Source organism: Sapientia aquatica (assembly GCF_004358105.1).
In the GTDB taxonomy this organism is placed as follows: domain Bacteria; phylum Pseudomonadota; class Gammaproteobacteria; order Burkholderiales; family Burkholderiaceae_D; genus Solimicrobium; species Solimicrobium aquaticum.
Window position 1 is genome coordinate 336,964 of sequence record NZ_SMYL01000003.1, and the last position, 26,940, is coordinate 363,903.

The following is a 26,940-nucleotide window of genomic DNA, read 5'->3' on the forward strand; positions in this document are numbered from 1 at the left end:
TTAAATTGTATGCGCGAAGATCGCTTATTTCGACACCAGCAAACGCTGAGCAGCACTCCAACGCTGCCCCGATTGCAAGACGACTGGATTACCAATGTTGGCAGCCTCAACACACAGCATGCGTTGATAACCTTGTGGCTCCATATCCGCCATCGCAGCACTTAATTCGGGGCCCGGATTCCACACCACCGCATCCGGAAATCCGATGCTTTGCACCAAGACAGAATGGTGGTTTCGCTTCACCGTTAGCTTGTTCGACGCATTGAAATAAATGCGATCTACTTGCCCAACAATCGCGCACTCGTCGTCCTTCTCAACACATCCGTTGGTGCCGGTCACGGAATCACGGTAAGTCGTGCCTTGCAATCCTAACAGGCGAGTGGCGGCAATATCATCAACGCGCAAATAGGTGTGCAGCGCAGCGGTAAAATCAAATGGAGTTGTTCCAGTGTTGGTGACTGCTAACTCAACCTCTAGCGCGAGTCCTGAAATCACTACCGTAATTTCCGCTAAAAACGCATGCGGCCAAATCGCCCGCGTCATATCGTTATCCCGCAACTCGAAAACCGCCCGATCGGGCTGATCGGATTGACGCAAGTGCCACAATTGATTGCGTGCGAAACCGTGTTTCGGTAAGTTCCCCAATGCTGCAAACTGCGGAAAAATAACCGGCACACCGCCACGTATGGATGCGCCAGCTTTAAGGTCCGATTGTTGACTCAGGAATAATTGCTCACCGAATTCCTGTGGAATCCACGAAGTAACATGCGCGCCATTCAAGGCGATCTCAGCCTTTGCACCGTCAGCCGAATAAAGAGTGTGTTTCATTAATAGATGAATGCGGAATCAATTAAGCAGCAATTTGAGATCGTGCACAATCGGCTCTGGTCCTTGATTAAAACGCACGAACAAACGCACATGGCCTTCTTTATCAAACACGTAGCTGCCAGCACTGTGATCAATGCTGTAGCTGCCGGGTGTTTTGCCGGGAACCTTTTCGTAGAAGATTTTAAAGTCGGAGGCAATTTTTTTGGTCTCAGCAACCGAACCGACCAAGCCTAAAAAACGCTTATCGAAAGCAGGAGGATATTGCGCCATGATTTGTTTGGTATCGCGCTCAGGATCGAGGCTGACGAATAACACTTGCACTTGATCAGACTGCGGGCCCAATTGCTGCATCACGGTCGATAGTTCGGCCATGGTTGTTGGGCAAACATCCGGACATTGGGTGTAGCCGAAAAACATCACAACCACCTTACCTTTGAAGTCCGACAAATGGCGCACCTTGCCAGTAGCATCAGGCAAACTAAATTCGGTGGCGTATTGCAGTCCGGTTATATCGGTATTTTTAAAATCAAGTTTGGCGTTTTGGCTGCACGCGCAGACTGAGAGAACTAATCCGACTATGGCAAAGAACGATTTCAATTGAAGTTTCATAAGCTTTTCTGATGTACGCGCAGAGGTCAAAAATTAAAATCTCAGGTAATGATCGACTAACAATGCAGCGAACAATAAGGACAAATAAATAATCGAGAAAGTGAAGGTTTTACGGGCCAACATATCGTTGTAATGACGGTAAATTTGCCAAGCGTAATACAAGAAAATCCCGCCCAAAATCAACGCGCTCGCCAGATAAATCAAGCCACTCATTTGCACTGCAAACGGCAAAACGGTGGTGGCGACCAACACAATCGTGTAGAGCCAAATTTGCAAACCTGTGAATTTCATCCCATGAGTAATCGGCAGCATCGGTAAACCGGATTTAGCGTAATCATCGCGCCGATACAGTGCCAGCGCCCAAAAGTGTGGCGGCGTCCAAACAAAGATAATCAACACCAACAACCACGCCTGCATCGGAACATCGTTAGCGACCGCGGCCCAACCCAAAGCAGGCGGCATCGCGCCCGATAAGCCACCGATGACGATGTTTTGCGGTGTGGCCGGCTTTAATAAAATCGTATAAATCACGGCGTAACCGATGAACGTGGCGAAGGTCAGCCACATGGTTAGCGGATTGACCAAGAAGTACAACACCCACATCCCCGCGCCACCAATCACCGCAGAGAACAGCAAAATCTGCTGCACTGAAATTTCGCCTTGCGCTGAAGCGCGGCGTGCAGTGCGTGCCATGCGCGCATCAATTTCGCGCTCCACCAAGCAGTTCACCGCAAACGCTGCGCCAGCTAACAGCCAAATACCGACTGCGGCGAAAAATACGATGTGCCAGTCGGGCAATTCTGGCGTCGCCAAAAACATGCCGATCACAGCGCAGAAAACCGCCAATTGTGTCACGCGCGGCTTGGTCAAGGCCAGATATTGAGAGATGCGACTGGGATGAGCGGTCAAGGTGTTCATGCTTTCCTAAAAACTGATGCGTGTTCGGTATTTGTTCGGTATTCGTTCGGTATTTATTCGGGATTCGACTAAGTGCTATTTACGACGCAAATCGACCGGAATCTGAACTCGGTAGTTTAACATGGTCAACAGCAGCAACAGCAACGCCGCGCCACCATTGTGCATTACCGCGATTGCTAATGGCCAACTTAGCAATATGTTGGCTAAGCCAGTGCAGAATTGAACAACTAGAACGATCAAAATCCCATTGGCGACTTTGGTCAAACCCGCCAACTTACGCGCTTTGAGAGTCAGCAAGCCAGAACTCAGCACCACCAACCACGCAAAATTGCGGTGTACCCAATGGATCGCAGTAAGTGCGGCGAACGATAAATAGTCACCATTGACCGTTTTACCCAATTCGCGCCACAAGCTAAATCCATGCTCGAAATCCATAGGTGGCACCATCACGCCTTGGCACATCGGATAGTCAGTGCACGCTAACACAGCGTAATTGGTGCTCACCCAGCCGCCTAAAGCGATCTGCACGACCAAGATCAGCCAAGCCAACCTCGCCAGCCAACGCAGCTTCAAGGCTTCATGCGGCACCCTAGTTTGGTTGTGAGGCGCCTTAATGCGCTCAGACAGCCAGCCCAACATCGCCAACAATCCCATGCCCAACAATAAATGCGTGGTAACGATGATCGGTTGCAGTTTTAAGGTCACCGTCCACGCACCGAATGCGCCTTGTAGGCAGACGAAAAAGAACAGCAGGGTCGCATAGGCCGGCGCACCTGAAAACTGTTTGCGCTTAATCCAGGCAATAATCATTTGCGTCACGATCAATACGCCAACCGTCATCGCCAAATAGCGGTGAATCATTTCAATCCACGCTTTGAAATGAGTGACTGGCCCTTCTGGCATCGCCGCTTGCGCAGCGCTAATGTCAGCGTGCGCGATGAACGGGTTGGAGGCACCGTAACAACCCGGCCAATCGGGGCATCCCAATCCAGAATCAGTTAGGCGCGTGAAACCACCAAACATGATCAAATCAAAGGTCAAAAACAGCGTCACAAAAACCAGTTTGCGGTATTTGTTGGCGTCGCTCGATACCCAAACGATAGCCAAAGGAACCGACGCGACCAATAAAGCTGTAATGGCGAGTTCAATCCACATATGCGTTACCCGATGCTAGAAGCTTTAAGCAGTTTAATAATGTCTTTTTTAATTTTGTTAGGGTCAGCATCGACTGAGTAACGCATCATTAAATTTCCGAGTGGATCAATTAAATATAAGCGGTCTTGCATCGTCGTGCCGTCTTCAACAGGCAGCCACGCTTGCAGAACTTTCGGATCAATCCGCAAAAAATGTGCGCCGTCGTGTTCGCGTAACAGCATGGTTTCCAGCGGTTGCTGGTCGGTGATTAAAACTACGCGCTCGATCCTGTCCATGTCTTTACCTTGGGTGAGACGTAATTGGCGCATGTCGTATAAACTTTTTTGACATTGTTTTGCGCAATCAGACGAAATCACTTCCAACATAATCCACTTGCCTTTGTAGGCATCCAGTTCTTGTACCGCGCTCGTCTCGCCCAACAGTTGCGCGTTGAGTTTAGGCATCGGATACAAACGCGGATCAAGCAAGGTGCCGTAGTTGGTGCGACCGGTGGGCTTGATTACGTAATACGCCAAGTAGGAAAACAACAAGGGTGAAGCGCAAATGGCGATGACTAAATACAGTTTCCAGCGGCCTTGTTTTACTTTTAGCGCTTGCTGCTCTGGGTTTAAATTCGATGTTGATGTGGTGTTTGCTTGCGTCGTATTCACTGTTTTTTCCCGCCTTTGAATCCTGTTACCAAGAAAAATAATAATGCCATTACGGCCAATGCTAGCCATTGAAAAGCATATCCTCTATGTCGCTCTGAACCCATCGAAGCGCGCGGCCAATCGCGTTGCAAACCGTCTTCGGGCCCTTTGGTTTGCTCGATAAAAAACGGTTCCGCATTGAATTTACTGGCCGCATTGAACGCGTTGATTTCGATATTTTGAACTAAGGCTTTGGGCTGCAAAGGCGCGCTTTGGCCTAATTGTAAAACATGCCCGCCGCTGGCTTTGAGCGCACCTTCGATTTGAATGATTCCGCTCGGTGTTCGATACGGTTTGATAGTGGCACGATCAGTAGAATTTCTCGGCAACCAACCGCGCTCAACCAGCACGACTTTATTTTCCCCTTGTAATTTAAATGGCATAAGCACGTAAATGCCGGCGACGCCGTTCATCGGGCGATTGTCTAAATACAGCGGCCAATCCGCGACAAATTCGCCGATCAAGGTTACACGGGTATATTCCATTTGGCTGACATCGACGGCGGGGGGCAAAAGCACGGCGGGAGTGCTTTCGCGCACCAACAATTTTGCCTCAATGGCTTCTTTGGTTTTTGCGCGTTGCGTTTGCCAGTACGACAAAGAACAGCCTAAGGCAAACAGCAGCAGAGTCGCAATGAAAGGAACTAGTCTAAATCGGAAAGTAAGCATTACAATAGGCACTCACATTTTTGCGCTGCGCGCCATTAAACTACTAAAAATCATGAAAATCTTTGTCGCCATTGCCTTTATCTTAATCATCGCCAGCTTAGCTTCAGCATTGGTGTATTTAATGAAAGATAAAGGGCGCAGTATGCGTACCGTTAAAGCCTTGGCGCTGCGCGTGGGCTTTTCGGTTAGCTTATTTATATTGATTCTGATCGCGAATCATTATGGCTATATTCAACCCACCGGAATCCGCTATTAGACCACAGGATGCGCGCTAGTCTTGTATAGGCTTTGCAAAGATAGTTGGTCAGTTCACTTACATCGCACTACTTTTTTCCCCAACAAAAAGCCGCACCCGAAGTGCGGCTTTTTGATTGAGGCGCAGTCGCTTACAACCAATATACAACCACGTATAAACCCAGCCAAACCACGTCAACAAAGTGCCAATACCAAGCGGCGCCTTCGAATGCAAAATGATGTGTCGTGGTGAAGTCACCGCGCATATGGCGATACAACACAACGGACAACATGATCGCGCCCATCGTCACGTGGAAACCGTGGAAACCGGTCAACAAGAAGAAGGTTGAACCGTAAATACCCGAGGTCAATTTCAAATTCAATTCGGTGTAAGCGTGAAAGTATTCAAAGCCTTGGAAGCCCATGAAAATCGCGCCCAAAACGATGGTGGCAAACAAGAACAAGGAAGTCTTAGCACGATGACCAGCTAACAATGCATGATGAGCAATCGTTAATGTCACGCCAGAAGTTAACAACAAGGCGGTGTTGATGGTTGGAATCGGGAACGGGCTCATTGTTTTGAATGTTTCGATCGTACCTGCTGGGCCGATATTACCCCAGTGACCAACGAAATCAGGCCAGATTAATTTGTTATCCAAATCAGCTAACCAAGGCATGGTGATCGAGCGCGCATAGAACAACGCACCAAAAAACGCGCCGAAAAACATCACTTCAGAGAAAATAAACCAGCTCATGCTCCAGCGATACGACACGTCAACACGCGCGCCATATTGGCCGCCTTCCGATTCCTTGATCGCATCGCCAAACCAGTTGTACAACACAACCAAAGTCAACGCGATACCGATGAAGTTTGCATACACACCCCATGGCAAATCATTGACCCATGCAGCGGCGCCGAACATCGTCAAGAGCAATGTCGCTCCTCCGAAAATCGGCCACTGGGACGGACCTGGAACAAAGTAATACGGCGCTTTTGCGTGCCCTGAACTCATTTTCATCTCCCGAAACAAACTTAATATTTAGATCATTGATTTGCCACAACGCTTTTCACAATCAGGATGAGCGTTGTGATGAATAGTACTGCGCCAAAAATTCCTGCGATAACTACATAAATTGGGTTCAATTTTGCAACGTCTTGTTCATAGGCGCTTTTTTTGCGAACACCAAAAAACGACCAGAATACTGCTTTCAACGTGGCAAAAAACGACAGCTTGCGCTGGGATGCTTCTTTTAAATCGTCCATATCACCTCTAAAGCAAAACGCGCCTACCACCAACAAACAACATTGTCGAACTAGGTTGGTGCTTTCACTACATTGCCGCCAACTTCAAAAAAGGTGTACGACAACGTAATGGTCGTGACATTTTTTGGTAGCTTTGGATCAATGTAAAACACCACCGGCATTTGTCTCGCCTCGTTCGGTCCCAACGTTTGCTGCTTAAAGCAAAAGCATTCCATTTTCTTAAAAAACGCCTCGGCTTCGTGCGGCGCATAACTTGGAATCGCTTGCGCGTCCATTTTGCGGGACTGCGTATTCACGACTTCATACACGATCTGGGTCATTTCACCGGGGTGTACTTTTAAACTACTTGCCACTGGTCTAAAACGCCAAGGACCTGTGGTGTTGGCATCAAATTCAACCGTAATTAAGCGGGTTTTATCGATTTGCGTATTATCAGGAAGCGCAACTTTGTCATCCTTGTTGGTGAGAATATTCACACCGGTTAATTCGCAGATCTGTTTATACATTGGGATCAATGCAAAACCAAAACCAAACATCAGCACCGCTATCACGACTAACTTACCGAGCATTACTGCATTTAGTTTTGCCAGCAAGTTAGCTGCTTTCGAATTTTTCATTGCATCTCTTTACCGAAACCAAATCTGCTTAACAAATATACCGATGAAAAACACGGCTGCCATCGATGCCAAGATCAAGGCAGTTTGGAGGTTTTTAGATTTTTTATCTGTCATCGCAAGCACGTTAGGGAGCATGCGCTCCCTACCTTTATTATTTGACTGTTGGTGGTGTTTCAAATGTGTGGAATGGGGCTGGGCTTGGTACTGTCCATTCCAAACCTTCCGCGCCTTCCCAAGGTTTATCTTCTGCCTTCTTGCCGCCACGATACGCTGGCAACACAACGAAGAACAGGAAATACACTTGAGTCAGACCAAAGCCGAACGCGCCGATTGTTGCCAACTGATTGAAATCCGTAAATTGTGCTGGATAGTCAGCATAACGACGTGGCATACCTGCTAAGCCCAAGAAGTGCATTGGGAAGAAGGTCACGTTGAACCAGATTAACGAATTCCAGAAATGGATTTTGCCGCGCAGTTCGTTGTACATGAAACCGGTCCATTTTGGACTCCAGTAGTAAAAACCAGCAAACAACGCAAACAAAGAACCAGCCACCAATACATAGTGGAAATGGGCCACAACGTAGTAGGTATCTTGCATTTGAATATCGATTGGAGTCACCGCTAAGATTAAGCCAGTAAAACCACCGATGGTGAATACGAAAATAAAACCGACCGCAAATAACATCGGCGTTTCGAATGTCATCGAACCTTGCCACATTGTTGCGATCCAGTTAAACACCTTCACGCCGGTTGGCACCGCGATCAACATCGTTGCATACATGAAGAACAACTGCGCTGTCACTGGCATTCCAGTAGTAAACATGTGGTGCGCCCAAACGATGAAGGACAAAATCGCGATAGACGATGTTGCGTACACCATGGATGCATAACCGAACAATTGCTTACGTGCGAAAGCTGGGATGATCTGAGAAACAATACCGAACGCTGGCAAAATCATGATGTACACCTCTGGATGTCCGAAGAACCAGAAAATATGTTGATACATCACAGGGTCGCCGCCGCCGGCCGCGTTAAAGAAGGAAGTGCCGAAATGACGATCCGTCAAAGTCATCGTAATCGCGCCAGCCAACACCGGCATAACAGCGATCAATAAGTAAGCAGTAATCAACCATGTCCAGCAGAACATCGGCATCTTCATCAATGTCATGCCAGGAGCGCGCATGTTCAAAATCGTCGTGATGATGTTGATCGAACCCATGATGGACGAAGCACCCATGATATGCACAGCGAAAATCGCCATGTCCATACCAGGTCCCATTTGAGTTGATAACGGTGCATACAAAGTCCAGCCAGCAGCCGTTGCGCCGCCAGGAACCAAGAACGAGGTCGTCAACAGAATCGCAGCAGGTGGCATTAACCAGAATGAGAAGTTATTCATCCGCGCAAAAGCCATATCGGATGCGCCGATTTGCAGCGGGATCATCCAGTTAGCGAAACCAACAAAGGCCGGCATAATCGCGCCGAACACCATGACCAAACCGTGCATCGTGGTCAATTGATTAAAGAACTCTGGTTGCATCAATTGCAAACCAGGTTGGAACAATTCAGCGCGAATTAATAACGCCATCACACCGCCAGCCAACAACATGGTGAAGGAGAAAATTAAATACAGCGTACCGATATCTTTGTGGTTGGTTGCAAACAACCAGCGACGAAATCCATGCGGGTGATCGTGCGCGTGGTCATGGTCGTGTCCATGATCATGGCCGTGAGAATGATCAGCGTGGGCGTGATCCATTGCGATGTTGCTCATTAGAATCTCCTATGAATTACTTACGCGCAGCCAGAACTTCTGCTGGTTGAACAATATTTTCTTGGGCTTTGTTTGACCAGTTATTACGAGTGTAAGTAATAACAGCAGCGATCTCGGTATCGGACAAGACGCTCTTCCAAGTTGGCATCGCGTTTTTACCGTTCAATACCAAATGGATTTGTGCGTCTTTCCCGCCATTGACTACAGCAGAACCGTCCAATGCTGGGAATGCGCCGGGTACACCTTTACCGTTTGCTTGATGGCACACTACGCAGTTTGCTGTGTACACTTTTTCGCCGCGTTGTTTCAATTCATCGACAGTCCAAGTTTTATTTGGATCATCGGCTAACGCTGCCATTTCTTTTTTCTTGGAATCGACCCAGACTTTGTAGTCTGCTTCGCTCACAACGTTGACGACCACTGGCATGAACGCGTGCTCTTTGCCGCACAATTCAACGCATTGACCACGGTATTTACCGACCTTTTCCGCTTTAAACCAAGTATCACGTACAAAACCTGGGATCGCATCCTGCTTCAAACCGAATGCAGGAATAGTCCATGAGTGGATGACGTCATTTGCAGTAGTAATGATGCGGACTTTTTTGTTGACTGGGACAACGACTTCGTTATCGACTTCGATCAGGTAGTTTTCGCCACGAGCTTGGGTTGGGGCTTTACCTGGCGCGCCAATTTGTTCGCGCGGAGTGGATAAAGTCGACAAGAATGAAATGCCTTCGCCTTCACCTTTGATGTAGTCGTAACCCCATTTCCATTGCATACCCGTTACTTTGATGGTGATGTCGGAATTGGAAGTGTCTTTCATCGCAACCACGGTTTTGGTCGCTGGCAAAGCCATACCAATAACGATTAAGAATGGAACGATGGTCCATGCGATTTCAACGGTAATGCTTTCGTGGAAGGTCGCTGGTTTGTGGCCTAAGGATTTGCGGTGTTTCAGGATGGAATAAAACATTACTCCGAACACCACAACGAAAATCGCCAAGCAAATACCCATCATCAAGTTGTGAATGGAATAGATTTGTTCTGCAATTTGCGTCACAGGCTGCTGGAATGTCATTTGACGTACCGCAGGGCCACCTTTGCTATCAACAACATTTTGAACAACTTGCTGCGCCCAAGATGACGTCCCTGCTGCCATCATTAAGGAACCGAGCATTAACGATGGTAATCGCTTCGCATGTTTCATGTTTTCCCCAAAAAACCAATTAGAATTCTTATCACTAGGTAGCCTAAGCCGGACACAATTTAGCTAAAAAATTGGGCTTAAAATTTACCCCTGCCGTTACTTAAAAACTTAAAACACTTACTGAAATCAAGCACTTGCGCGCTGATTTGGATGGCATAGCTACTGTGTACCGATTGTTCAGACGAGTATTGAAAAGAATGTAACAAATACCAATAAAAACAATAATTTACTAAAAATAATATGTTTTTTAATAAAAAACTGAGGCAGCTATATATCTAGGTGATATCCCATATTGACGAGAGTATATGTCGAAAACAGGCTTGCCATCAAGCAAAATGCTGCCAAAAATCAATTGATGTACCGCAAAAAAGTTCTCAATTATGGAACAAATATTTAACACAGATCAAAAACTGCCGACTTAATTCCGTCGATCGATGAATTGAATAACGCTTTCCCCGGATTTGTTTGTTTTAGGCATTGGCTTAAAAGCATGGCCGTAGATAATTTCTAAGGTCAATGGAATCCGCCCATCGGCAGCACGCATCCCATCCAATCTAGTTCGCATCTGATTCCATTGCAACTTTCCCGTCAGCGATTTGTTACGGGTGGCTAGCGGATTACCGCCCAGGGCGCGCACTTCAGTCAATAATTGATCGACCGTTTCGTAGGTCAACGTAATGACTTCCATGTCCATGACGGGGGTCGAAAATCCGGCATTCACCAGCATATCGCCAAAATCGTGCATATCCACAAACGGCAACGTATGCGGGGTTAAGCTGCCGTCAAAGGCGGTGCGGATTTCTTTCAAACTATCCGGTCCGAAAGACGAAAACATCAGCAAACCGTTAGTACGCAAAAGGCGGCGCCATTCTTTGAACACCTGATCCGGTTCCGGATGCCAATGCAGCGCTAAGTTAGACCAAACCAAGTCCATCGATTGATCCGCAAACGGCGTTGCGCCAAAGTTTCCGGTCACCATTTGGGAATTACTCGACGTGCCTTTGGAAAACAGCCATTTCGACATCAAACGCTGCAACGACGAATCCGCGGCAGCGCGCTCTTTTAGTACGCGGCTTAGCAACTGGTGGCTACCATCCAAGCCAAGTACGTGCGCTTTGGGATAGTTATTTTGCAAGACGCCTAAATCAGCGCCGCGACCACAACCTGCATCCAAGACGTGTGCAGGGTCCAAACGCACTAATTGCAAGCGCTCCAGCATACGCGCGGCGATCTCGCGATAGACGAAATCAGCCGGCGCTCGGCGCTCGGGTCGGTTAAAGGCGGCTCGTACTGACGCTAATTCGATTGGCGCACTTTGCATAAATACAATTCGTTATGATAAAAATATTTTTTAAGGTTGAATTCAACGTCCAATCGTCGATTTAACATCAAACACCGCTCATGCACTTGAAATTGGCGCACATTCTATCGAAAAACATCTTATTCCGCGCCCAACAAGCATTGCGCGAAGCAACTCGTTGTTTTCCGAACAGTTGCCAACTGTGCGGCATCGAAACGCACGACATTCTATGCGCGGAGTGCGTCAACCAATTTTTTACGGCTAACCAGCCAAACAGCTTCAGTCGCTGCCAAATCTGCGCTTTACCCGTTCTGCGTCAATCAACCACATGCGGCACATGCATCAACAAACCACCTGCCTTTGATGCCACTTTCGTCGCCTGCGATTATTCAGCGCCGCTCGATCAATTAATCTTATCGCTCAAATTTGGACACCGTTTAGCCCTGGCTCCGATGATGGCTAGATTAATGGCGCAATCAATCCAAGCTGCGCCAAATACATCTTGGCCGGATGTCATCATTCCCGTGCCGTTGAGCAAAGAACGTTTAGCGTAACGTGGATTTAATCAAGCATTAGAAATTTGCAAACCGTTAGCCAAAATAATTAAGCTCCCCTACCAAGCGCGCCTCTTGATGCGGGTGCGCGATACACAGCAACAAACCCAACTCCACCCCAATCAACGGCATAAAAATATTAAATACGCTTTTTCCCCCAACGAGCGCTATGAAGATAAAATACGCGGCTTACACATTGGCGTAGTTGACGACGTAATTACCACCGGCGCAACCTTGCACGAAGTCGCAGCTTGCTTGAAGCGGCATGGCGCAGCAAGAGTGACCAATTATGTGTTTGCCCGGACACCACCGCATTAGTTGGCACGCTTCAATACACTTTGTACGCCGCGCCAAACCCACATTTAGCAGTTCACTGAGGAGTTTATTTTGTTCCACGTCGTTCTGGTTGAACCGGAAATCCCGCCCAATACCGGCAACATTATTCGTCTATGCGCCAATACCGGCGCACAATTACATTTGATTGAACCGCTAGGTTTTCCCTTAGAAGACAGCAAACTCAAGCGCGCTGGCTTGGATTATCACGAGTACGCCAAAATGCGCGTGCATCCGAATTGGGATGCGTTTATGGCCGAATTAAACCCCGATCCGACGCGCCTGTTCGCCATGACTACACATGGATCGGGCGTATTCTCGCAAGCGCGCTTTCAGCCTGGCGATGTGTTTGTGTTCGGCTCTGAAACCAAAGGCCTCGATCCAGCTTTGCGCAATTCGTTTCCTACCGCGCAGCGCATTCGTTTGCCTATGCGGCCCGACAACCGTAGCTTGAATTTATCCAACAGTGTGGCAATTGTGGTCTATGAAGCTTGGCGGCAAAACGGCTTTGATGGTGGCGCTTAGTAATATTTTATTAATGAACACACTGTGTTAACATCTGCGCCACGTTTTATTTTCAAAGGAATTACCATGTTCTCAAGCACATTCAAAACCTTCGCTAGCATCGTTAGCACAGCATTACTTGTTAGCTCTGCCTACGCGCATGAATTCACGTTGGGCGACATCCAAATTGCCCATCCGTACGCGCGCGCCACGGTAGCGCAGCAAACCTCGGGCGGCGCGTATTTTGGGTTGGAAAACAAAGGCAAGCAGGACGACAAATTAGTCAAAGTCAGCGGCACGATCGCTAAATCGGTCGAAATTCACAATATGGAAATGGCGGGCGACGTCATGAAAATGCGTGAAGTCGATGGCATTGAATTAAAAGCTGGCAGCAAAATCAGCATGAAACCGGCTGGCGGCTATCACATTATGTTGATTGGCTTAACGCAGCCGTTGAAAGCGGGCGATAAATTTCCGCTGACTTTGCAGTTTGAAAAAGCGGGCAAGATTGAAGTCGTTGTGCACGTCGAGGCCGCCTCAGCCGCGCCTATGGAACACCAACATTAATGCATTCTTTTTATAACAAAGCGCGCTTATTTGCGCACTTTAGCCAGTAATTTTGAAGTCGAGCGATCATGCAAGAACGTGATCGCTTCGACCTTCCCACCGTAAGATAAGACTTCCTTCCCTTCTGGAATCGCATCCATCTGATAATCGCCACCCTTGGCGTAAATATCAGGATGGCCAACTTTGACGATTTCTAGCGCCGTATCTTCTTCAAACGCCACCACCAAACTGACCGATTCCAGCGCGGCCAACACCGCCATGCGATCAGCGCACGTATTAATCGGTCTATCGTCACCTTTTCCTAAACGCTTAACCGACGCGTCGGTATTAACCGCCACCACTAACGATGCGCCCAGTTCACGTGCCTGCTCCAGATAGGTCACATGACCGCGATGCAAAATATCAAATACACCATTGGTCAGCACAACCGGCTTGGGTAAATCTTGCATCCGTTGTTGTAATTGCTCGACTGTGGTGATTTTATTTTCAAACATACTGGCTCCGTTGCTATAGTGAATTGGACTAATTTTAGACCGCGCAGATGATAACAGGTATCGATTTTATCGTGAGCCAATTGCTGTGGTCGCTCGATATCCAAGGTTAAGGCAAACAAACGGCTCGGTCAGGTTTTTGTCAGGAAAATGTCATACCGCTGTCAGTAAATCTTCGTAGACTAGTTGCAAACTACGAAGCATCAGCCGTCTGCGCTCGATGTATCTGATAGTAATCCGCTAAAAAAATTGGCAATTGTCTCCCCCAATAAACGAGTCAGCACATGAAAAACAACAGCGAATTTAGCTCCGCCCCCCTGAAAAAGCCAATTGCCATCGCGGTTGCGTGTTTAGTGCTCGTCGGCGCAGGCGCGCTCTACATTGGCAAATCGCATTCGGAAGAAAGCAAGAAAACGGCGACAGTCGATGCCCCGATGTTCACCGCGCAAGGCGATAAATTAACGGTGCCAGCCGATTCGCCATTACGCAAACGTTTGGCAGTTGCAGCAGTTAGCTCTGCCGCGCCGATTCATACGATTGATATTCCTGGCGTGGTCGAGGCCGATCCAGCCAATACAGTTAATATCCTGCCGCCGCTCACCGGGCGCTTGCTTGAGCTAAAAGTTAAATTAGGCGATGCAGTCAAAGCCGGACAAATCGTTGCGGTAATGAGCTCACCCGATTTAGCCCAAGCCTATGCGGACGCCGACAAAGCGCGTGATGCGCTTGAGCTTGCACAAAAAGCCCAGCAACGCGGTGAAGGTGTCAACAGCGCGGGCGCCAACGCGGCCAAAGATTTAGAACAAATTAAGAGCAATACTAATCAAGCCTTGGCCGAATTCAATCGCGCCCAAGCGCGCTTAAAAACATTGGGCGTTTCCAGCGATAGCAAAGACAACACCAATCGCCTACTCACGATCGTCGCGCCTGTTTCAGGAACCGTTACCGCGCTCAATCCCGGCAAAGGTGCTTACCTTAACGACCCGACCGCTAGCATCATGACCATCGCCAATCTCGATACCGTTTGGGTCACCGCCAATGTGCCGGAAGATTTGGTCTCCAAATTACACAAAGATCAATCCGCCGAAATCAGCTTGCAATCCTATCCCGATCAAACCTGGCAAGGAAAAATCAACTCCATCAGCGCGGTGCTCGAACCGGACACGCATCGCAATAAGGCGCGGATTAGTTTCAATAATGCTGATGGCCGCCTAAAGCCGAACATGTATGCCAACGTCAAACTGGCAACGGCTCAAACGGGCAAATTGATGATTCCTACTTCGGCGTTATTAATGAATAACGACAGCATCACCGTATTTGTTGAGACCTCGCCGTGGGTATTTGTGCGCCGCACTGTCACCATCGGCAGCGAAGATGGGGAACAAGTTAGTGTGTTGTCGGGTTTAGCCGCCAATGAGCGTGTGATCGTGCGTGGCGGAGTTTTACTCAATGATTAATTTACTCATCTCCATTTGCTTTCGCCGCCGCTATCTAGCTTGGGCTATCGCTATCTTGGTGTTGATCTACGGTTATGTATCGTGGACCAATATGTCGGTTGAAGCGTTTCCCGATATTAGCGACATCACCGTACAAGTCACGACCCAAGTTCCCGGATTGGCCGCCGAAGAAATTGAGCAGCAAATTACCACGCCCCTAGAACGCGCTTTATCCAACACGCCGGGCTTGGTGACGATGCGCTCGTCGAGCACATTTGCGTTATCGCTGGTCACGTTGGTATTTAAAGATGGATCCGAAGATTATTTCGTGCGCCAGCGGATTTTAGAGCGCATCGCCACAGCGACTTTGCCAAGCGGAATTCAACCTACGTTAAATCCCGTCACCAGCGCAGCGGGTGAAATTTTTCGCTACACATTGGAATCGGACAGCAAGAATTTAATGGAGCTATCCGAGATCCAAAAATGGATAGTGGTCCCAGGTTTAAAACAAGTGCCGGGCATCGCTGACGTGAGCAACTTTGGCGGCTTCACGAAAGAATTCCAACTGGAACTCAACCCAGCGCAATTACAACGCTACAACCTCGCGTTAAACGATGTAGTCACCGCGATTAACAACAATAGCGCCAACGCTGGCGGCGGACGTATTTCGCGCGGCGAGCAAAGTTACGTGATTCGGGGCATTGGGCAAATTCATTCGCTCGACGATTTAGGCAATGTCGCTGTCACGCAAAGCAACGGCAATCCTGTGCTGGTGCGCGATTTAGGCAAGCTGCAATTTGGTCATCAAGAACGCGAAGGCATTTTGGGTAAAGATTCCAATCCCGATACGCTGGAAGGAATTGTCTTGATGCTCAAGTACGAAAACCCTTCGGTCATTCTCAAAGGAGTGCACGCCAAAGTCGCTGAACTACAAAAGAAACTCGATCCGATGGGCGTCAAAATTGCGCCCTACATTGACCGCGACGATTTGGTGAAATTGACGGTGCATAAAGTCAGCCACACTGTGCTCGAAGGTATCGGCTTGGTGTGCATCGTATTGATTTTATTTTTAGGCAGTCCGCGCAGTGCGATTGTGGCGGCGGTGGCGATTCCGATTGCCTTGGTCACGGTATTCATCATCATGCACGCGACCAAAATGCCGGCTAACTTATTCTCACTCGGCGCGATCGATTTCGGGATTATTGTGGATGGTGCGATTGTGGTGATGGAGGCGATTTTGCGGCGGCGCGAAGAAAATCCAACGCTGGAGTTAACCGAAAACGACATTCTCGAAACGACCAGCCAAGTGGCGCGCCCAATCTTTTTTGCCACCTTGATTATCATCGTGGCGTACTTACCGCTGTTTGCGTTTGAACGCGCTGAAGGTAAATTATTTACGCCTATGGCTTACACCGTTTCGTATGCATTATTGGGTGCTCTGCTGTGCGCTCTGACGCTGATTCCGGGCTTGGCATATACCGCGCTACGCATGCCGCGCAAAATATTTCATAACAAACCCTTAGCATGGCTGACCACACGTTATCGCGCTGGCTTGGGGCATTTACTGGAACGTCCTTGGATCGCCTACCTCATCGCGTCTGTCGCCTTGGTGTGCGTATTGATTTTGGGTGCGACTGCGGGTAGCGAATTTTTGCCTGAACTCGATGAAGGCGCGTTGTGGCTGCAAGTACAAATGCCAACTGGATTATCGCTAGAAAAAGCCAGCGAAATGGCGTCCGAATTACGCAAGGAAATTAAATCCTTCCCCGAAGTTTCTTACGTCATCACGCAACTAGGTCGCAACGACGACGCGACCGATCCGTGGACGCCATCGCACATTGAAGTGCCGGTTGGCTTAAAACCGTATGACCAATGGGCGTCGGGCGAGAGCAAGGCCGAATTAATCGCCAGAATGAATGAGCGCTTTAAGCACATGCCGGGCTTTTCGATTGGTATTAGTCAGCCAATTATTGACGGCGTCAATGACGCCATTGGCGGCGCGCACAGCCCATTAGTATTGCGCGTTTATGGCAGCGACTTAAAAGAAGATCGTCGCATCGCCAATCAGATCGTCGATATTCTCGAATCAATCCGCGGAACCGCCTCGGCGTCGATTTTCCAAGAACCGCCTATTCCGCAAATGGTGGTAAAAATTGATCGCGCTGCCGCAGCGCGCTTTGGGATTAACGTCAACGATATCGCCGCGCTAATTCAAACCGGCGTTGGCGGTGCACCGGTCACAACGGTGTATCAAGAAGAGCACATTTACAATTTGACGGTGCGCTTCCCTAAAGCCAATAAAAGCAATCCAGAATCCTTGGGGCGCTTATATTTAAGCAGCCCCTCTGGCGCTAAAATCCCGCTCTCCCAGTTAGCGACGATACGTTTGCAAACCGGTGAAAGTACGATTTCGCACGAAACCAATAATCGCCAAATCACTGTGCGTATTGATAATCGCGGACGCGATTTAACGTCGTATTTAGCGGAAGCACAGCAACGCATCGATAAAGAAGTGAAATTTAATCCACAACAAAATCGCTTGGAATGGGCCGGACAATTCGAAAACCAGCAACGTGCCCAAGCCCGCTTGGTGATTATTTTGAGCGTAATGCTATTGATGATGGCGGTATTGTTGTACTTCCAGTTTGGCAAATTGCGCCAGTCATTCTTGATTCTCGGCGTGGTGCCGTTGGCGACTCTGGGCGGTTTGATTGCCTTGCACGTTACTGGTGAAACATTGAACGTGGCGACCGCCGTTGGCTTTATTGCGCTGTTCGGTGTGTCGGTACAAAACGGAATCATCATGGTAGCGAACTTCCGCCGCGTGCATGGTGAAGGATTGAGTTTGTCGGAAACCGTCATCGAAGGTGCCAGCGAACGTTTGCGTCCGGTGTTAATGACCGCCACAGTGGCGTCCATCGGCATGTTGCCGGCAGCGTTGGCTACTGGCGTTGGCACCGACGTGCAGCGCGGATTAGCCACCGTCGTGGTGGGTGGCTTGGTAGTCTCGACCTTGCTGACTTTATTTATTTTGCCGACCTTTTACTTTGCGCTCGAAAGTTTCGTCGCCGGTAAAGCGTGGGGCGTGCGCCGCAGACAGGATCGCTGATGACTACGCGCACCGTTGACTCATTGATGATTATGAAGAAAATTCCATTGCTCAATTTAATTTCACGGCCATGCAGCATCGGCTTGGCCTGCGCGTTGTTGCTGGCGGGCTGCGCCGTTGGGCCGGATTATGTGCGTCCTAAAGATGTCCTACCAAACGCGCATACTGAGGAGCCATTAACGCTCGCCGCCGCACCGCAAGGTGAAGTCACTCAGCAGTTTGTCGCCGGGCGCGATATTCCAGCGCAATGGTGGGAATTATTCCATTCTGAGCCGTTGAATAATTTAATTACCGACAGTCTGAAACACAATCCAACGATTTCAGCAGCGCAAGCCGCTTTGCGTCAGGCGCAAGAAAATAAGGAAGCGCAAGTTGGCGCCTATTTCCCTACCGTGTCGGCCTCGTACACGCCAACGCGGCAAAAAGTGACGAGTGATCTGGCCACGTCGGCCGCCTCTGGGAACTACTTATACAATCTGCACACAGCGCAATTAAGTATCTCTTATGCGCCGGACGTGTTCGGCTTAAATCGTCGCCAAGTCGAAGGCTTGCAAGCTCAAGTCGATACGCAACAATATCAATTGCAAGCGGCCTATTTGACCGTGACCACTAACGTCGCCACGGCCGCAATCACCGAAGCCGCCTTGCGCGCGCAGTTGACTGCTCTCAACGACGTGTTAGTCATTCAAAAGAAAACACTAGAGAGCACCTTGCGCCAACTTGCTCTTGGACAGGTCGGACAGTTGGACGTTGCAACGCAAGAATCGGCAGTTGCCAATGCCCAAGCAGCGATTGCGCCAATCCAAAAACAATTAGCCCAACAACGCGATTTAATTAAGGCCTTGGCTGGGCGTTTTCCCGACGATACCAGCACGCCAAAATTTGAACTCGACTCATTGCAATTGCCTGCGGAAATCCCGCTGACGCTGCCATCAACATTGGTCGAACATCGGCCTGATATCTTGGCGGCGGAAGCACAATTGCATGCAGCCAGCGCGCAAGTTGGCGTGGCGGTAGCCAATCGCTTACCCAACATCGCGCTCGGTGTTGAGTCCTATGGTTCTGCCGCTTACAGCTTATCGAACCTGTTTAAAAGCAGCACCGTGTTCTGGAATTTAGCTGGCTCGATCACCCAACCTATCTTTGATGGCGGCACGCTCAAACATCGCCAAGGCGCCGCCGAAGCCGCCTATCAACAAGCAGAAGCGCAATACCGCTCGACGGTGATTTCCGCCTTCCAAAATGTGGCGGATGCCCTGCAAGCGATCCAAGCTGACGCGTTCGCCTTACAAGCCAACAAAAACGCGGAAGCGGCGGCAGCTAAGACCTATGCGATTGCACAACAACAATTAGCACTGGGCGACATTAGCCCGATGGCGCTACTGACAGCTCAGCAAAACTATCAGCAAGCCAAAGTCGCACTGGCGCAAGCGCAAGCTAATCGTTACGCCGACACGGTGGCATTGTTTCAAGCCTTGGGTGGTGGTTGGTGGAATACGGCAAAATAACGTCGCCAATGGCGCTGCCGAATGAGCAGCGCATAGTGACTTAATCTGCGACGCGGTTGGGCCTTTTGGGTCGTTATTTATTTTGTGTGATTTTTTGCACAGGATAAAAATAGTTTGCCGTATTTAGTTTTTTTACGGCAATATTGCACAACCTTGTTGCACTCCCAATTCCATTCTTTTTTATCAGAAATGTGCCGCCATGAACATCACCCGCTTTGAAATGGGCCCGCGTTTTAGTGAAATGACTGTGGTTGATTTAGGTAATGCCAAATTGATTTATCTGGCCGGCCAAGTCGCCCAAAACACCTCACTTGATGTGTCCGGTCAAACCCGCGAAGTGCTGCAATACATCGATCAATTATTAGCCAAAGTCGGTGCAGACAAAACCAACATCGTGGCTGCGCGCATTTATCTGGCCTCGACGGGTGACTACGCCGTGATGAATGCGGTCTGGGACGATTGGGTCCCGCAAGGACATACGCCAGCGCGCACTACTATTGGAACACGCTTGGTCAATCACGAGTACAAGGTTGAAATTGAAGTCACTGCAGCGATCAATAGTTCAGCCGCCAGTTAGCCGCCAGCTAAAGTCGGAAGGCAATAAAAAAACCGCCAGTAATTAATTACTGGCGGTTTTTTTTAGCCAATTAATTTAATTGCAGGTCACAATCACCGCTGCTGCACTGCCCGATGTGGGGATTGTTCCAATGCCGTTGGTCACCAAGCACGTATGGCCAGTGGGTTGCGTTCCGACTGTGACGCTATAGTTAGAACCAGAGGCCAGCGGGGTTGGGAATAATTGGGTAATCGTGCCGCCCGCGGCAGTCGTGGCATTGCCAGTGACACTTAACGCATCCACGCCGTTATCCAATAACACCACGGTTGCGCCCGATGCCAAGCCACTGATATTGACCGACACGGCTGAGGTTGTGGTGCTGCCAGCGACGCAATTGACTTGAACATTGGTGACATCGTTGCCGCGCGAGTCAACCGTACCAGAACCATTGACCACGGTGCAAGTTTCTCCCGTCGGCTGTTTGTTGACGGTGACTAAATAAGCTCCTTTAGAACTCACTGTTTTATCGAACGTAAAGCTGCCGTTGGCCGACACGGTAATCGCGTCGCTACCATTGTTGAGCAAACCAACCGAGGTTGCACCAGCTAAACCAGAAACATTGCCGCCAATACGCGCGTTCAATGCGCCACCGCAAGCAGTTAACGTCAGGGCTGTGACGGCTGTAACGACTGCAACCGCGATTAAGGGTGTTAATTTCATTAATCTCATTATTTGTCCTTTGTCGTATTTGAGCAATTAGCGCGCGTTGATTGCACCGACCAATTGGCGTCGACGCTTTGCATGGTAAATCGTGTTAGAGAGTCAAAACGAAACAAGCAATGGCGTCACCGAAGTCGGAAATCATACCATTGCTTGTTGGGCAGTTTATGCCGAGATGGGATTTGTTTGTAACAAACGCGAATCGCTTATGCCACTTCCGCCAGACGCGCAGTGATTTGCTTACGGTAGCGGTTTAAGTCTTGCACTGTCTCAAAACTTTGATCGAACAGCAAAGACAGATTATGCAAAATGCGGTCGATGACTTTCTTTTCCCATGTGCCATCAAATTTGATTTGACCGTCTAACCAACGCTCTAGCCAATCCGGATCAGGCAAACGACTTTGAATCGTGTCTTTTGGGAAGAATGCTTGCGCTACGTGCAAATTGGTTGGATGCAGCGGCTTCTCAGTACGACGCGCTGAGGCCATTAACACACCGATTTTGGCAAATGCCGAACTGGCGCTGTCGCCCAATTCGTTTAACGCTTTTTTCATGTAACGCAAATACGCGCCGCCGTGGCGAGCTTCGTCTTGGCTGATGATCTTGTAGATGTGCTTAATGACTGGTTCGGTATGCCAATCGGATGCGCAACGATACCAATGGTTTAAACGGATTTCGCCGCAAAAATGCAGCATCAAGGTTTCCAAAGGCGGAGCAGGATCGAACTCAAACCGCACGTTATCCAACTCTTCTTCTGTTGGTACTAATTCTGGATAGAAGCGGCGCAGGTATTCCATCAACACCAATGAGTGCTTTTGTTCTTCAAAAAACCAAACTGACATGAACGCGCAAAAATCGCTGTCTTGGCGGTTGTCGCGCAAAAACATTTCCGTCGCTGGCAACGCCGACCATTCCGTGATGGCATTCATCTTGATGGTTTGTGCTTGCTCTAAGGTCAGTTTAGAACCGTCAAACTGATCCCACGGAATGTCTGTCTCCATGTTCCAGCGCACTTGTTCTAAGGACTTAAATAATTCGGGATACAACATAGTCACGTGAGACCCTTTTCTATATCATCAAATACGTTTTAGAAGAATTCGCCTAATTCTACCAGAACGCGTAAATTAACTCTTACTGTACCTAGCCATGAAGTGTGCAGCTCAATTGCTACAGCAATGTGAAACCGTAGGCCGCCTGAAATATTTTATAAATCCCCGCAACAAATGCAACAACGGTGAATAATTCGGCGCAGAAATGAAAAAAGCATAATAAACCGAGAGGCGGTATTAGCGTTTAGGTCAGTTTTGTCAACCGGGTTGACGGGAAGCGCGTTATTTGAATAGCATAGGCTGTGATTTATCCGGCTGAGTGCTCCCCATGAAACCCACCGCATTCAAGAAGCTCATCGAGGACGTCGGCACCCTGTCCGCGTCCGAGTGCATCGAAGCCAAAAAGGCCCTGCGTGGGCGCGAACAGGAGGTGCAAGGCTCCTTGGTTCTACGCGAAGCGGAAGATGCGATCAAGACCTGCCCCTACTGCGATTGCGAGCACTTCACCAAGTCAGGAGTCCGCGACGGACGGCAACGCTTCAAGTGCAAGGCATGCTCCAAAACCTTCAACGCATTGACTGGCACTCCATTGGCAAGACTTCGCATGGCCGAAAAGCATATCGAGAATGCGGAGTGCATGGTGGATGGGCTGAGCGTGGCCGCAACTGCTGAACGATTGGGCGTCGCATTCACCACGGCATTCCGTTGGAGGCATCGCTTCCTGCGCTCGCCGCAAAAAATACAACCTCTGCAATTGACCGGAGTGGTGGAAGCGGACGAGACGTTCTTCATCGAGTCCTTCAAGGGTCAACGCAAGGGCCTGCCTCGCCCGGCGAAAGTGCGTGGCACCAAGGCCGTGAAGCCTGGACTGTCCAAGGAGCAAATCCCCGTGCTGGTGGCCCGCGACCGTTCGAGCGGAGCCACGCTGTCAGCCGTCATCGCCTCACGCAAGGCCAAGGACATTGGAGAGAAGTTGTCGCCTGTCCTGTCTGACGATTGCCTGCTTTGCTCGGATGGCTACAAGGCTTATGGAGTCATTGCCAAAGCTAAGGGCATCCAATCCAAGAGCGTGCCAGCAAAGAAGGTGGCTGGCAGCTACCATATTCAAAATATAAATTCCTACCACTCGCGTCTCAAAGGATGGATGCATCGCTTCTACGGAGTGGCCACCAAGAACCTCGACAACTATCTTGGCTGGCACCGCATGCTCGATAAGGACAACTGCATGGACGGCAAAACCTTCTTGAATACCTCGTTTCGCTAGGACTCCAACCTTCTTCAAGCACCTCTATGCAATAGATGTGGCCGCCATTGTGGATATGGCACATTTATCAGCAAAATTGAGAAACCGTTAGAAAGACGAGTCTGGCATTGCCAGGAATTCAATTTCGTTTGGCGTGGAGACGCGCCCCCAACAATGCGTTGCGATGCGGAAACCGGCCAAAACGTTCGATGATGTCCTTATGCTTTCGTTCGAATTCCAAACTACTCTCCATGCCAGGAGCATCGAAAAGTGCCATTGCCACTAAGTGCATCATTGATGACTCGCTGTGCATGTAAGGAAGGAATAAAAATGAACGTTCTTTCACTTCAAGTTCACTGTCAGCTTGGACTGCAACGGCGGTTTGCGCCAGCGCAAGCGCCAAAGGGTCGCATGCAAAGGCTGACGCTTGGTCCCGGTAAATGTTGCGCGAAAACTGATCAAGCACCAAAATTTCGGCTAGTCGGCCAAGTGCAGTCTCACGCCACGCAAATAGTTCGCAAGCTGCCGCCGCCTTGTGCAAAGCCCCAAACCGCCGGAAAATCAACTGGTCAAAATCCGCTGATTTCTCCCACCACTGTTTAGGCGCGATCTCCTCAAACCAGAATGAAATGACTGAGTCGGGGCTCTGGTGCATGGTGCTCGCCTATCGGTTTGAATTATTGCGCAGTGAAGGCATGCCATACGGGGTCATGATTATCGCCAAAAACCAAATGACAGGACCGCCAACCGTCCCTGCGTTTAGTTCAATGACACCTGAGGTGACCATGGCAAAGAGAAAGGTAAGGTCGGCAATGCCTATGATGAATACGCCTATGAAATAGGCAGGCCAAGAAGCACGATTCAAAATGAGCCATGCCACGGCGAGGCCCAGAACTCCATATCCACCAACGTCGATGCAGAAGTTCAAAAGCAATTGGCCCTGCGCGAAGAGAGTGGTCGCATCGGTTGCTTGCAAAAAGGTCGAGCGAAGAGCCTTGCTGCCGCCAATCATCATGTTCCACTGTCCTGGAGTCCCGTTGCTGAGGTATTGGTGAATGCCTTCATAGCCCACCCAGACGTGCAATACGCCCCATAAGACGAACAGCCAAGCTCCCACCTTTGCGGCTGCTCCTAAGTTGGGTTGAGATGCAGATGTGCCATTAGGACCGGATGCGAGAAGTGTCATTGCAGATTCCTTATTAAATGTTTGTGCCGTTGTAGAAGAGGTTGTATCAGTGGTTAATATATGATATTTACAATCGAAACGAAATACCATAAAATAAGACTATACGTCTCATATATGGAACGAAATGAATCTTGATGACTTGTCCGACTTTGTCTTGGTGGCATCCAACGGTGGATTTTCTCAAGCGAGCCGGATGAGTGGACGCCCGAAAGCTAGCCTGTCTCGCAAAGTCATGGATTTGGAGAGGAGCATAGGGGTGCGCCTGTTTGAGCGAAGCGCCAGGTCCGTCCAACTGACAGAGGAAGGAGAGATGCTCTTCAAGAGCACTTCGGGACCCCTCAATGACATTGCCCAAGCAGTGGACATGCTGCGAGACGGAAGTGCACAACCAAAGGGTCGATTGCGCGTTAACGTTCCATTTCTATTTGGGCTCATGTTTATGGGCCGCCTAACTGGCCAATTCAAGTCTGCCTATCCAGAGATTGAGTTGGATGTAACGATGGAAGATCGCGAAGTGGACCTCGTAAGTGAAGGCTACGACGTAGTGATCCGGGTTAACCCGAAAGCGGATTCGGAGCTTGTGGGGACATGCTTCCTCAGGGACCAACTTTTAGTTGTTGCGGCGCCGTCCTTGTTGGATCCGTCAACGTCGGCTACTTCCCCTCGCCAGCAGTCGCTACCCGTGGTGGTTAGGAATGCTGCTAGGAACCCCGCCACTTGGAAGATCGGGGGGAACCCCTGTCGTGAAATCGAAACGAAGCCAGTTCTTGAACTGCCGACGTTCACGATGATCCGTGATGCTGTGCTCACAGGCATCGGCGCCGCCAAACTGTCGAGCGCACTTGTCGAAGAAGATTTAGCTGCGGGCAGGCTTGTCTGTTGGGGGCCTTCATCCGCTGCTCCTGCTGAAATTTGGGCATTGCACACTTCTAGACGCTTTGCGAGTGCGAAGGTTAAAGCGTTCATGCAGTATCTGAAAACAGCTTTTCCTGCGCGACGTGGATAGCAACAAACTTTATCTAGACTGCCACAGAATCGGTATGGGTATTGCTATTGCTATTCTAGGATCATGAATTTTCCGGTAATGAAAGCTCTGACTGCACATCAATATTATTTCGTGGAGTTTGCGCAGTCGAGTGGTCGTTTAGTTCGAAATGGTTTTTCGATTAGCTGACCTTATCGCTAATACCGCCAACCGAGATTTATTATGCCTTGCAACCCAGCGATAAAGTGAATGAACTGTCGCCTACTTACTTTAAAAACGGTTCACTTACGGTGTCCAATAGCGTTTGTACTGGTTGCGGTAATCGTTGTCAGGATCAAAAGTGTTTTTCGAGCCGCCGTCAAACGCGATGTTTTGATCGGTCGCCAAATGCACCGCTGGCGTGTAACCACTTGGGGCAACTCCTGCAAAAGCGCGGTTAAGTTCGTCGATCACCTGCCAGCCATGCATATTGCCCGGTTCTGGGACGGTACCAATTTGCACACCATTGGAATGAACTCGTTGATAAGCCGTAACTGAGCCCTCTCCTGCCGAAATGCCTTTTAACTTGTTGGCCGCAATCAAAGCGGCAACAGCTGGCTTATCGAGCAAATCAAAATACACATCGTTTACCGCTAATACGTGTGTCCATTTGCTGCCTTGGCGCTTCACAATATCGTCCACCGATTGTTGCATCTTGAGCGACGCTTCGGCAATCGGCAATTCTTCTACGCTAAGCAAGCGGCAAGTTTCGCATTGTTTGATGATTTCTATCATCGCTGCTGATTTAGCCGCTAAATAAGGGGTGGATGAGTCGGTGAAGATCACTAGACCCATTTTTGAGTTAGCTTCTGTCACGCCATATAAGGCCGCCAATTGCGCGACTTCGCGTGGGTTGCTGCCGACATTAGTGAACAAGCCATCGACCGGACCTGGCTTGGTAATAGAGTGCCAGCCGACAACGGGTATTTTTGCCTCTTGTGCTTTGGCAAGACCTTTAGCTTGGGTGGAGGCATCGACGCCGGCCAAAATAATGCCATCGGCTTTCATACCTAAGGCTTGGTTAATAACCGGCTCGCCTTTGTAACAGGCGCCGCGACAATCGATAGTGAGCAATTCCCAGCCGCCTAGGGTGGCCGCCTCGCGCGCACCTTTGTAGACGTTGCCAGTTACGCCACTTGCCATATCGCCAGCGATAAACACCACGCGCTTTTTAGTCAGTAATTTTGGGCCATCGAGCGGGCCGTCCCAACGGTTTTTGCGCGAAGCCGCTTTAGCGACTTTGGCATTCGCTTTACCCATGGCTTGCATCGCGTTTTCTTGTGCAAACCCGGCGTGGCTGGCAGCCAGTGTCACCATCAATCCCAGCAAACCAAACAACTTGTGAAAGTTTCTTTGTTTCATAATTTCTTTTGGAAAAAAATCTAGTTAGAGAGAGC

30 protein-coding genes are annotated in these 26,940 nt (G+C 49.3%); 11 read left to right on the forward strand and 19 right to left on the reverse strand.

The window, feature by feature from the left end; translation table 11 throughout:
• Positions 1–24: 24 nt before the first annotated feature.
• The 6 genes from E2I14_RS09220 to E2I14_RS09245 all read right to left on the reverse strand — a co-directional run bounded on the left by E2I14_RS09220 (position 25) and on the right by E2I14_RS09245 (position 4,867).
• Positions 25–828: a D-hexose-6-phosphate mutarotase gene (locus tag E2I14_RS09220; RefSeq protein WP_133327701.1), complete on the reverse strand. Its 804-nt coding sequence runs from the start codon at positions 826–828 to the stop codon at positions 25–27.
• A gap of 18 nt (positions 829–846) precedes the next feature.
• The gene (locus E2I14_RS09225; protein WP_206105613.1) at positions 847–1,437 is read right to left on the reverse strand and encodes an SCO family protein; all 591 of its coding nucleotides are present in this window, start codon (positions 1,435–1,437) and stop codon (positions 847–849) included.
• A gap of 33 nt (positions 1,438–1,470) precedes the next feature.
• Complete coding sequence (cyoE, locus tag E2I14_RS09230; protein WP_133327703.1) at positions 1,471–2,355, reverse strand: heme o synthase; 885 nt, start codon at positions 2,353–2,355, stop codon at positions 1,471–1,473.
• Between the two features lie 75 nt (positions 2,356–2,430).
• Positions 2,431–3,510 carry a COX15/CtaA family protein gene (locus tag E2I14_RS09235; RefSeq protein WP_133327705.1) on the reverse strand — a complete coding sequence of 360 codons (1,080 nt, stop codon included), beginning with the start codon at positions 3,508–3,510 and terminating at the stop codon, positions 2,431–2,433.
• A 5-nt stretch (positions 3,511–3,515) separates the two neighbouring features.
• Positions 3,516–4,160 (reverse strand): SCO family protein, encoded by a 645-nt coding sequence (locus E2I14_RS09240; protein ID WP_227544675.1) that lies wholly within the window; start codon positions 4,158–4,160, stop codon positions 3,516–3,518.
• Complete coding sequence (locus E2I14_RS09245; protein WP_133327707.1) at positions 4,157–4,867, reverse strand: SURF1 family protein; 711 nt, start codon at positions 4,865–4,867, stop codon at positions 4,157–4,159. The genes E2I14_RS09240 and E2I14_RS09245 overlap by 4 nt, the downstream gene beginning before the upstream one ends.
• A 52-nt stretch (positions 4,868–4,919) precedes the next feature.
• Here E2I14_RS09245 and E2I14_RS09250 point away from each other — a divergent pair, with 52 nt between their 5' ends.
• Positions 4,920–5,123 carry a twin transmembrane helix small protein gene (locus tag E2I14_RS09250; protein ID WP_133327709.1) on the forward strand — a complete coding sequence of 68 codons (204 nt, stop codon included), beginning with the start codon at positions 4,920–4,922 and terminating at the stop codon, positions 5,121–5,123.
• Between the two features lie 130 nt (positions 5,124–5,253).
• On the opposite strand, the gene E2I14_RS09255 is transcribed toward E2I14_RS09250, so the two are convergent.
• From E2I14_RS09255 to E2I14_RS09280, 7 genes are all read right to left on the reverse strand, one after another.
• Complete coding sequence (locus E2I14_RS09255) at positions 5,254–6,114, reverse strand: cytochrome c oxidase subunit 3 (RefSeq protein ID WP_133327710.1); 861 nt, start codon at positions 6,112–6,114, stop codon at positions 5,254–5,256.
• 32 nt (positions 6,115–6,146) lie between these two features.
• Positions 6,147–6,365 carry a DUF2970 domain-containing protein gene (locus tag E2I14_RS09260; RefSeq protein WP_133327712.1) on the reverse strand — a complete coding sequence of 73 codons (219 nt, stop codon included), beginning with the start codon at positions 6,363–6,365 and terminating at the stop codon, positions 6,147–6,149.
• A 50-nt stretch (positions 6,366–6,415) separates the two neighbouring features.
• Positions 6,416–6,982 (reverse strand): cytochrome c oxidase assembly protein, encoded by a 567-nt coding sequence (locus E2I14_RS09265; RefSeq protein ID WP_227544676.1) that lies wholly within the window; start codon positions 6,980–6,982, stop codon positions 6,416–6,418.
• A 9-nt stretch (positions 6,983–6,991) separates the two neighbouring features.
• Positions 6,992–7,117, reverse strand: a complete 126-nt coding sequence (locus E2I14_RS19665; protein WP_319945924.1) for a cytochrome oxidase small assembly protein — start codon at positions 7,115–7,117, stop codon at positions 6,992–6,994.
• Positions 7,118–7,133: 16 nt separating this feature from the next.
• Positions 7,134–8,756: a cytochrome c oxidase subunit I gene (gene ctaD, locus E2I14_RS09270; protein WP_133327714.1), complete on the reverse strand. Its 1,623-nt coding sequence runs from the start codon at positions 8,754–8,756 to the stop codon at positions 7,134–7,136.
• Between the two features lie 16 nt (positions 8,757–8,772).
• Positions 8,773–9,963, reverse strand: a complete 1,191-nt coding sequence (gene coxB, locus E2I14_RS09275) for a cytochrome c oxidase subunit II (protein ID WP_133327716.1) — start codon at positions 9,961–9,963, stop codon at positions 8,773–8,775.
• A 418-nt stretch (positions 9,964–10,381) separates the two neighbouring features.
• A complete protein-coding gene (locus E2I14_RS09280) occupies positions 10,382–11,284 on the reverse strand; it encodes a methyltransferase domain-containing protein (protein ID WP_133327718.1) in 903 nt (300 codons plus the stop codon).
• 80 nt (positions 11,285–11,364) lie between these two features.
• Between E2I14_RS09280 and E2I14_RS19670 the strand changes: the two genes are divergently transcribed.
• From E2I14_RS19670 to E2I14_RS09295, 4 genes are all read left to right on the forward strand, one after another.
• On the forward strand, positions 11,365–11,817 hold the full coding sequence (locus E2I14_RS19670) for a ComF family protein (protein WP_227544677.1): 453 nt from the start codon (positions 11,365–11,367) through the stop codon (positions 11,815–11,817).
• 24 nt (positions 11,818–11,841) lie between these two features.
• The gene (locus E2I14_RS19675) at positions 11,842–12,135 is read left to right on the forward strand and encodes a ComF family protein (protein WP_227544682.1); all 294 of its coding nucleotides are present in this window, start codon (positions 11,842–11,844) and stop codon (positions 12,133–12,135) included.
• A gap of 69 nt (positions 12,136–12,204) precedes the next feature.
• The gene (trmL, locus tag E2I14_RS09290; protein ID WP_133327720.1) at positions 12,205–12,675 is read left to right on the forward strand and encodes a tRNA (uridine(34)/cytosine(34)/5-carboxymethylaminomethyluridine(34)-2'-O)-methyltransferase TrmL; all 471 of its coding nucleotides are present in this window, start codon (positions 12,205–12,207) and stop codon (positions 12,673–12,675) included.
• 66 nt (positions 12,676–12,741) lie between these two features.
• Positions 12,742–13,221, forward strand: coding sequence for a copper chaperone PCu(A)C (locus E2I14_RS09295; RefSeq protein WP_133327722.1), 480 nt, complete (start codon positions 12,742–12,744; stop codon positions 13,219–13,221).
• Between the two features lie 26 nt (positions 13,222–13,247).
• On the opposite strand, the gene rfaE2 is transcribed toward E2I14_RS09295, so the two are convergent.
• Complete coding sequence (gene rfaE2 / locus E2I14_RS09300; protein ID WP_133327724.1) at positions 13,248–13,715, reverse strand: D-glycero-beta-D-manno-heptose 1-phosphate adenylyltransferase; 468 nt, start codon at positions 13,713–13,715, stop codon at positions 13,248–13,250.
• Positions 13,716–13,996: 281 nt separating this feature from the next.
• Between rfaE2 and E2I14_RS09305 the strand changes: the two genes are divergently transcribed.
• From E2I14_RS09305 to E2I14_RS09320, 4 genes are all read left to right on the forward strand, one after another.
• On the forward strand, positions 13,997–15,169 hold the full coding sequence (locus E2I14_RS09305) for an efflux RND transporter periplasmic adaptor subunit (protein WP_133327726.1): 1,173 nt from the start codon (positions 13,997–13,999) through the stop codon (positions 15,167–15,169).
• The gene (locus E2I14_RS09310) at positions 15,162–18,257 is read left to right on the forward strand and encodes an efflux RND transporter permease subunit (RefSeq protein WP_133327728.1); all 3,096 of its coding nucleotides are present in this window, start codon (positions 15,162–15,164) and stop codon (positions 18,255–18,257) included. The genes E2I14_RS09305 and E2I14_RS09310 overlap by 8 nt, the downstream gene beginning before the upstream one ends.
• Positions 18,257–19,765 (forward strand): efflux transporter outer membrane subunit, encoded by a 1,509-nt coding sequence (locus E2I14_RS09315; protein WP_227544678.1) that lies wholly within the window; start codon positions 18,257–18,259, stop codon positions 19,763–19,765. Before E2I14_RS09310 ends, E2I14_RS09315 begins: the two co-directional genes overlap by 1 nt.
• Positions 19,766–19,964: 199 nt before the next feature.
• A complete protein-coding gene (locus E2I14_RS09320) occupies positions 19,965–20,342 on the forward strand; it encodes a RidA family protein (RefSeq protein ID WP_133327730.1) in 378 nt (125 codons plus the stop codon).
• 75 nt (positions 20,343–20,417) lie between these two features.
• On the opposite strand, the gene E2I14_RS09325 is transcribed toward E2I14_RS09320, so the two are convergent.
• Together E2I14_RS09325 and E2I14_RS09330 are read right to left on the reverse strand one after the other, a co-directional pair.
• Positions 20,418–21,041: a hypothetical protein gene (locus E2I14_RS09325; protein WP_133327732.1), complete on the reverse strand. Its 624-nt coding sequence runs from the start codon at positions 21,039–21,041 to the stop codon at positions 20,418–20,420.
• A gap of 206 nt (positions 21,042–21,247) precedes the next feature.
• A complete protein-coding gene (locus E2I14_RS09330) occupies positions 21,248–22,090 on the reverse strand; it encodes a ferritin-like domain-containing protein (protein ID WP_133327822.1) in 843 nt (280 codons plus the stop codon).
• A gap of 328 nt (positions 22,091–22,418) precedes the next feature.
• Between E2I14_RS09330 and E2I14_RS09335 the strand changes: the two genes are divergently transcribed.
• Positions 22,419–23,354 (forward strand): IS1595 family transposase, encoded by a 936-nt coding sequence (locus E2I14_RS09335; protein ID WP_133327734.1) that lies wholly within the window; start codon positions 22,419–22,421, stop codon positions 23,352–23,354.
• Between the two features lie 118 nt (positions 23,355–23,472).
• Here the strand turns inward: E2I14_RS09335 and E2I14_RS09340 are convergent, their stop codons facing one another.
• Together E2I14_RS09340 and E2I14_RS09345 are read right to left on the reverse strand one after the other, a co-directional pair.
• Positions 23,473–23,988, reverse strand: coding sequence for a DUF924 family protein (locus E2I14_RS09340; protein WP_319945925.1), 516 nt, complete (start codon positions 23,986–23,988; stop codon positions 23,473–23,475).
• A gap of 9 nt (positions 23,989–23,997) precedes the next feature.
• Complete coding sequence (locus E2I14_RS09345; RefSeq protein ID WP_133327736.1) at positions 23,998–24,519, reverse strand: hypothetical protein; 522 nt, start codon at positions 24,517–24,519, stop codon at positions 23,998–24,000.
• A gap of 124 nt (positions 24,520–24,643) precedes the next feature.
• On the opposite strand from E2I14_RS09345, the gene E2I14_RS09350 reads away from it, so the two are divergent.
• Positions 24,644–25,525 (forward strand): LysR family transcriptional regulator, encoded by an 882-nt coding sequence (locus E2I14_RS09350; RefSeq protein ID WP_133327738.1) that lies wholly within the window; start codon positions 24,644–24,646, stop codon positions 25,523–25,525.
• A 264-nt stretch (positions 25,526–25,789) separates the two neighbouring features.
• Here E2I14_RS09350 and E2I14_RS09355 read toward each other — a convergent pair whose 3' ends face one another.
• Positions 25,790–26,905 carry a substrate-binding domain-containing protein gene (locus E2I14_RS09355; protein WP_133327740.1) on the reverse strand — a complete coding sequence of 372 codons (1,116 nt, stop codon included), beginning with the start codon at positions 26,903–26,905 and terminating at the stop codon, positions 25,790–25,792.
• Between the last annotated feature and the right edge of the window lie 35 nt (positions 26,906–26,940).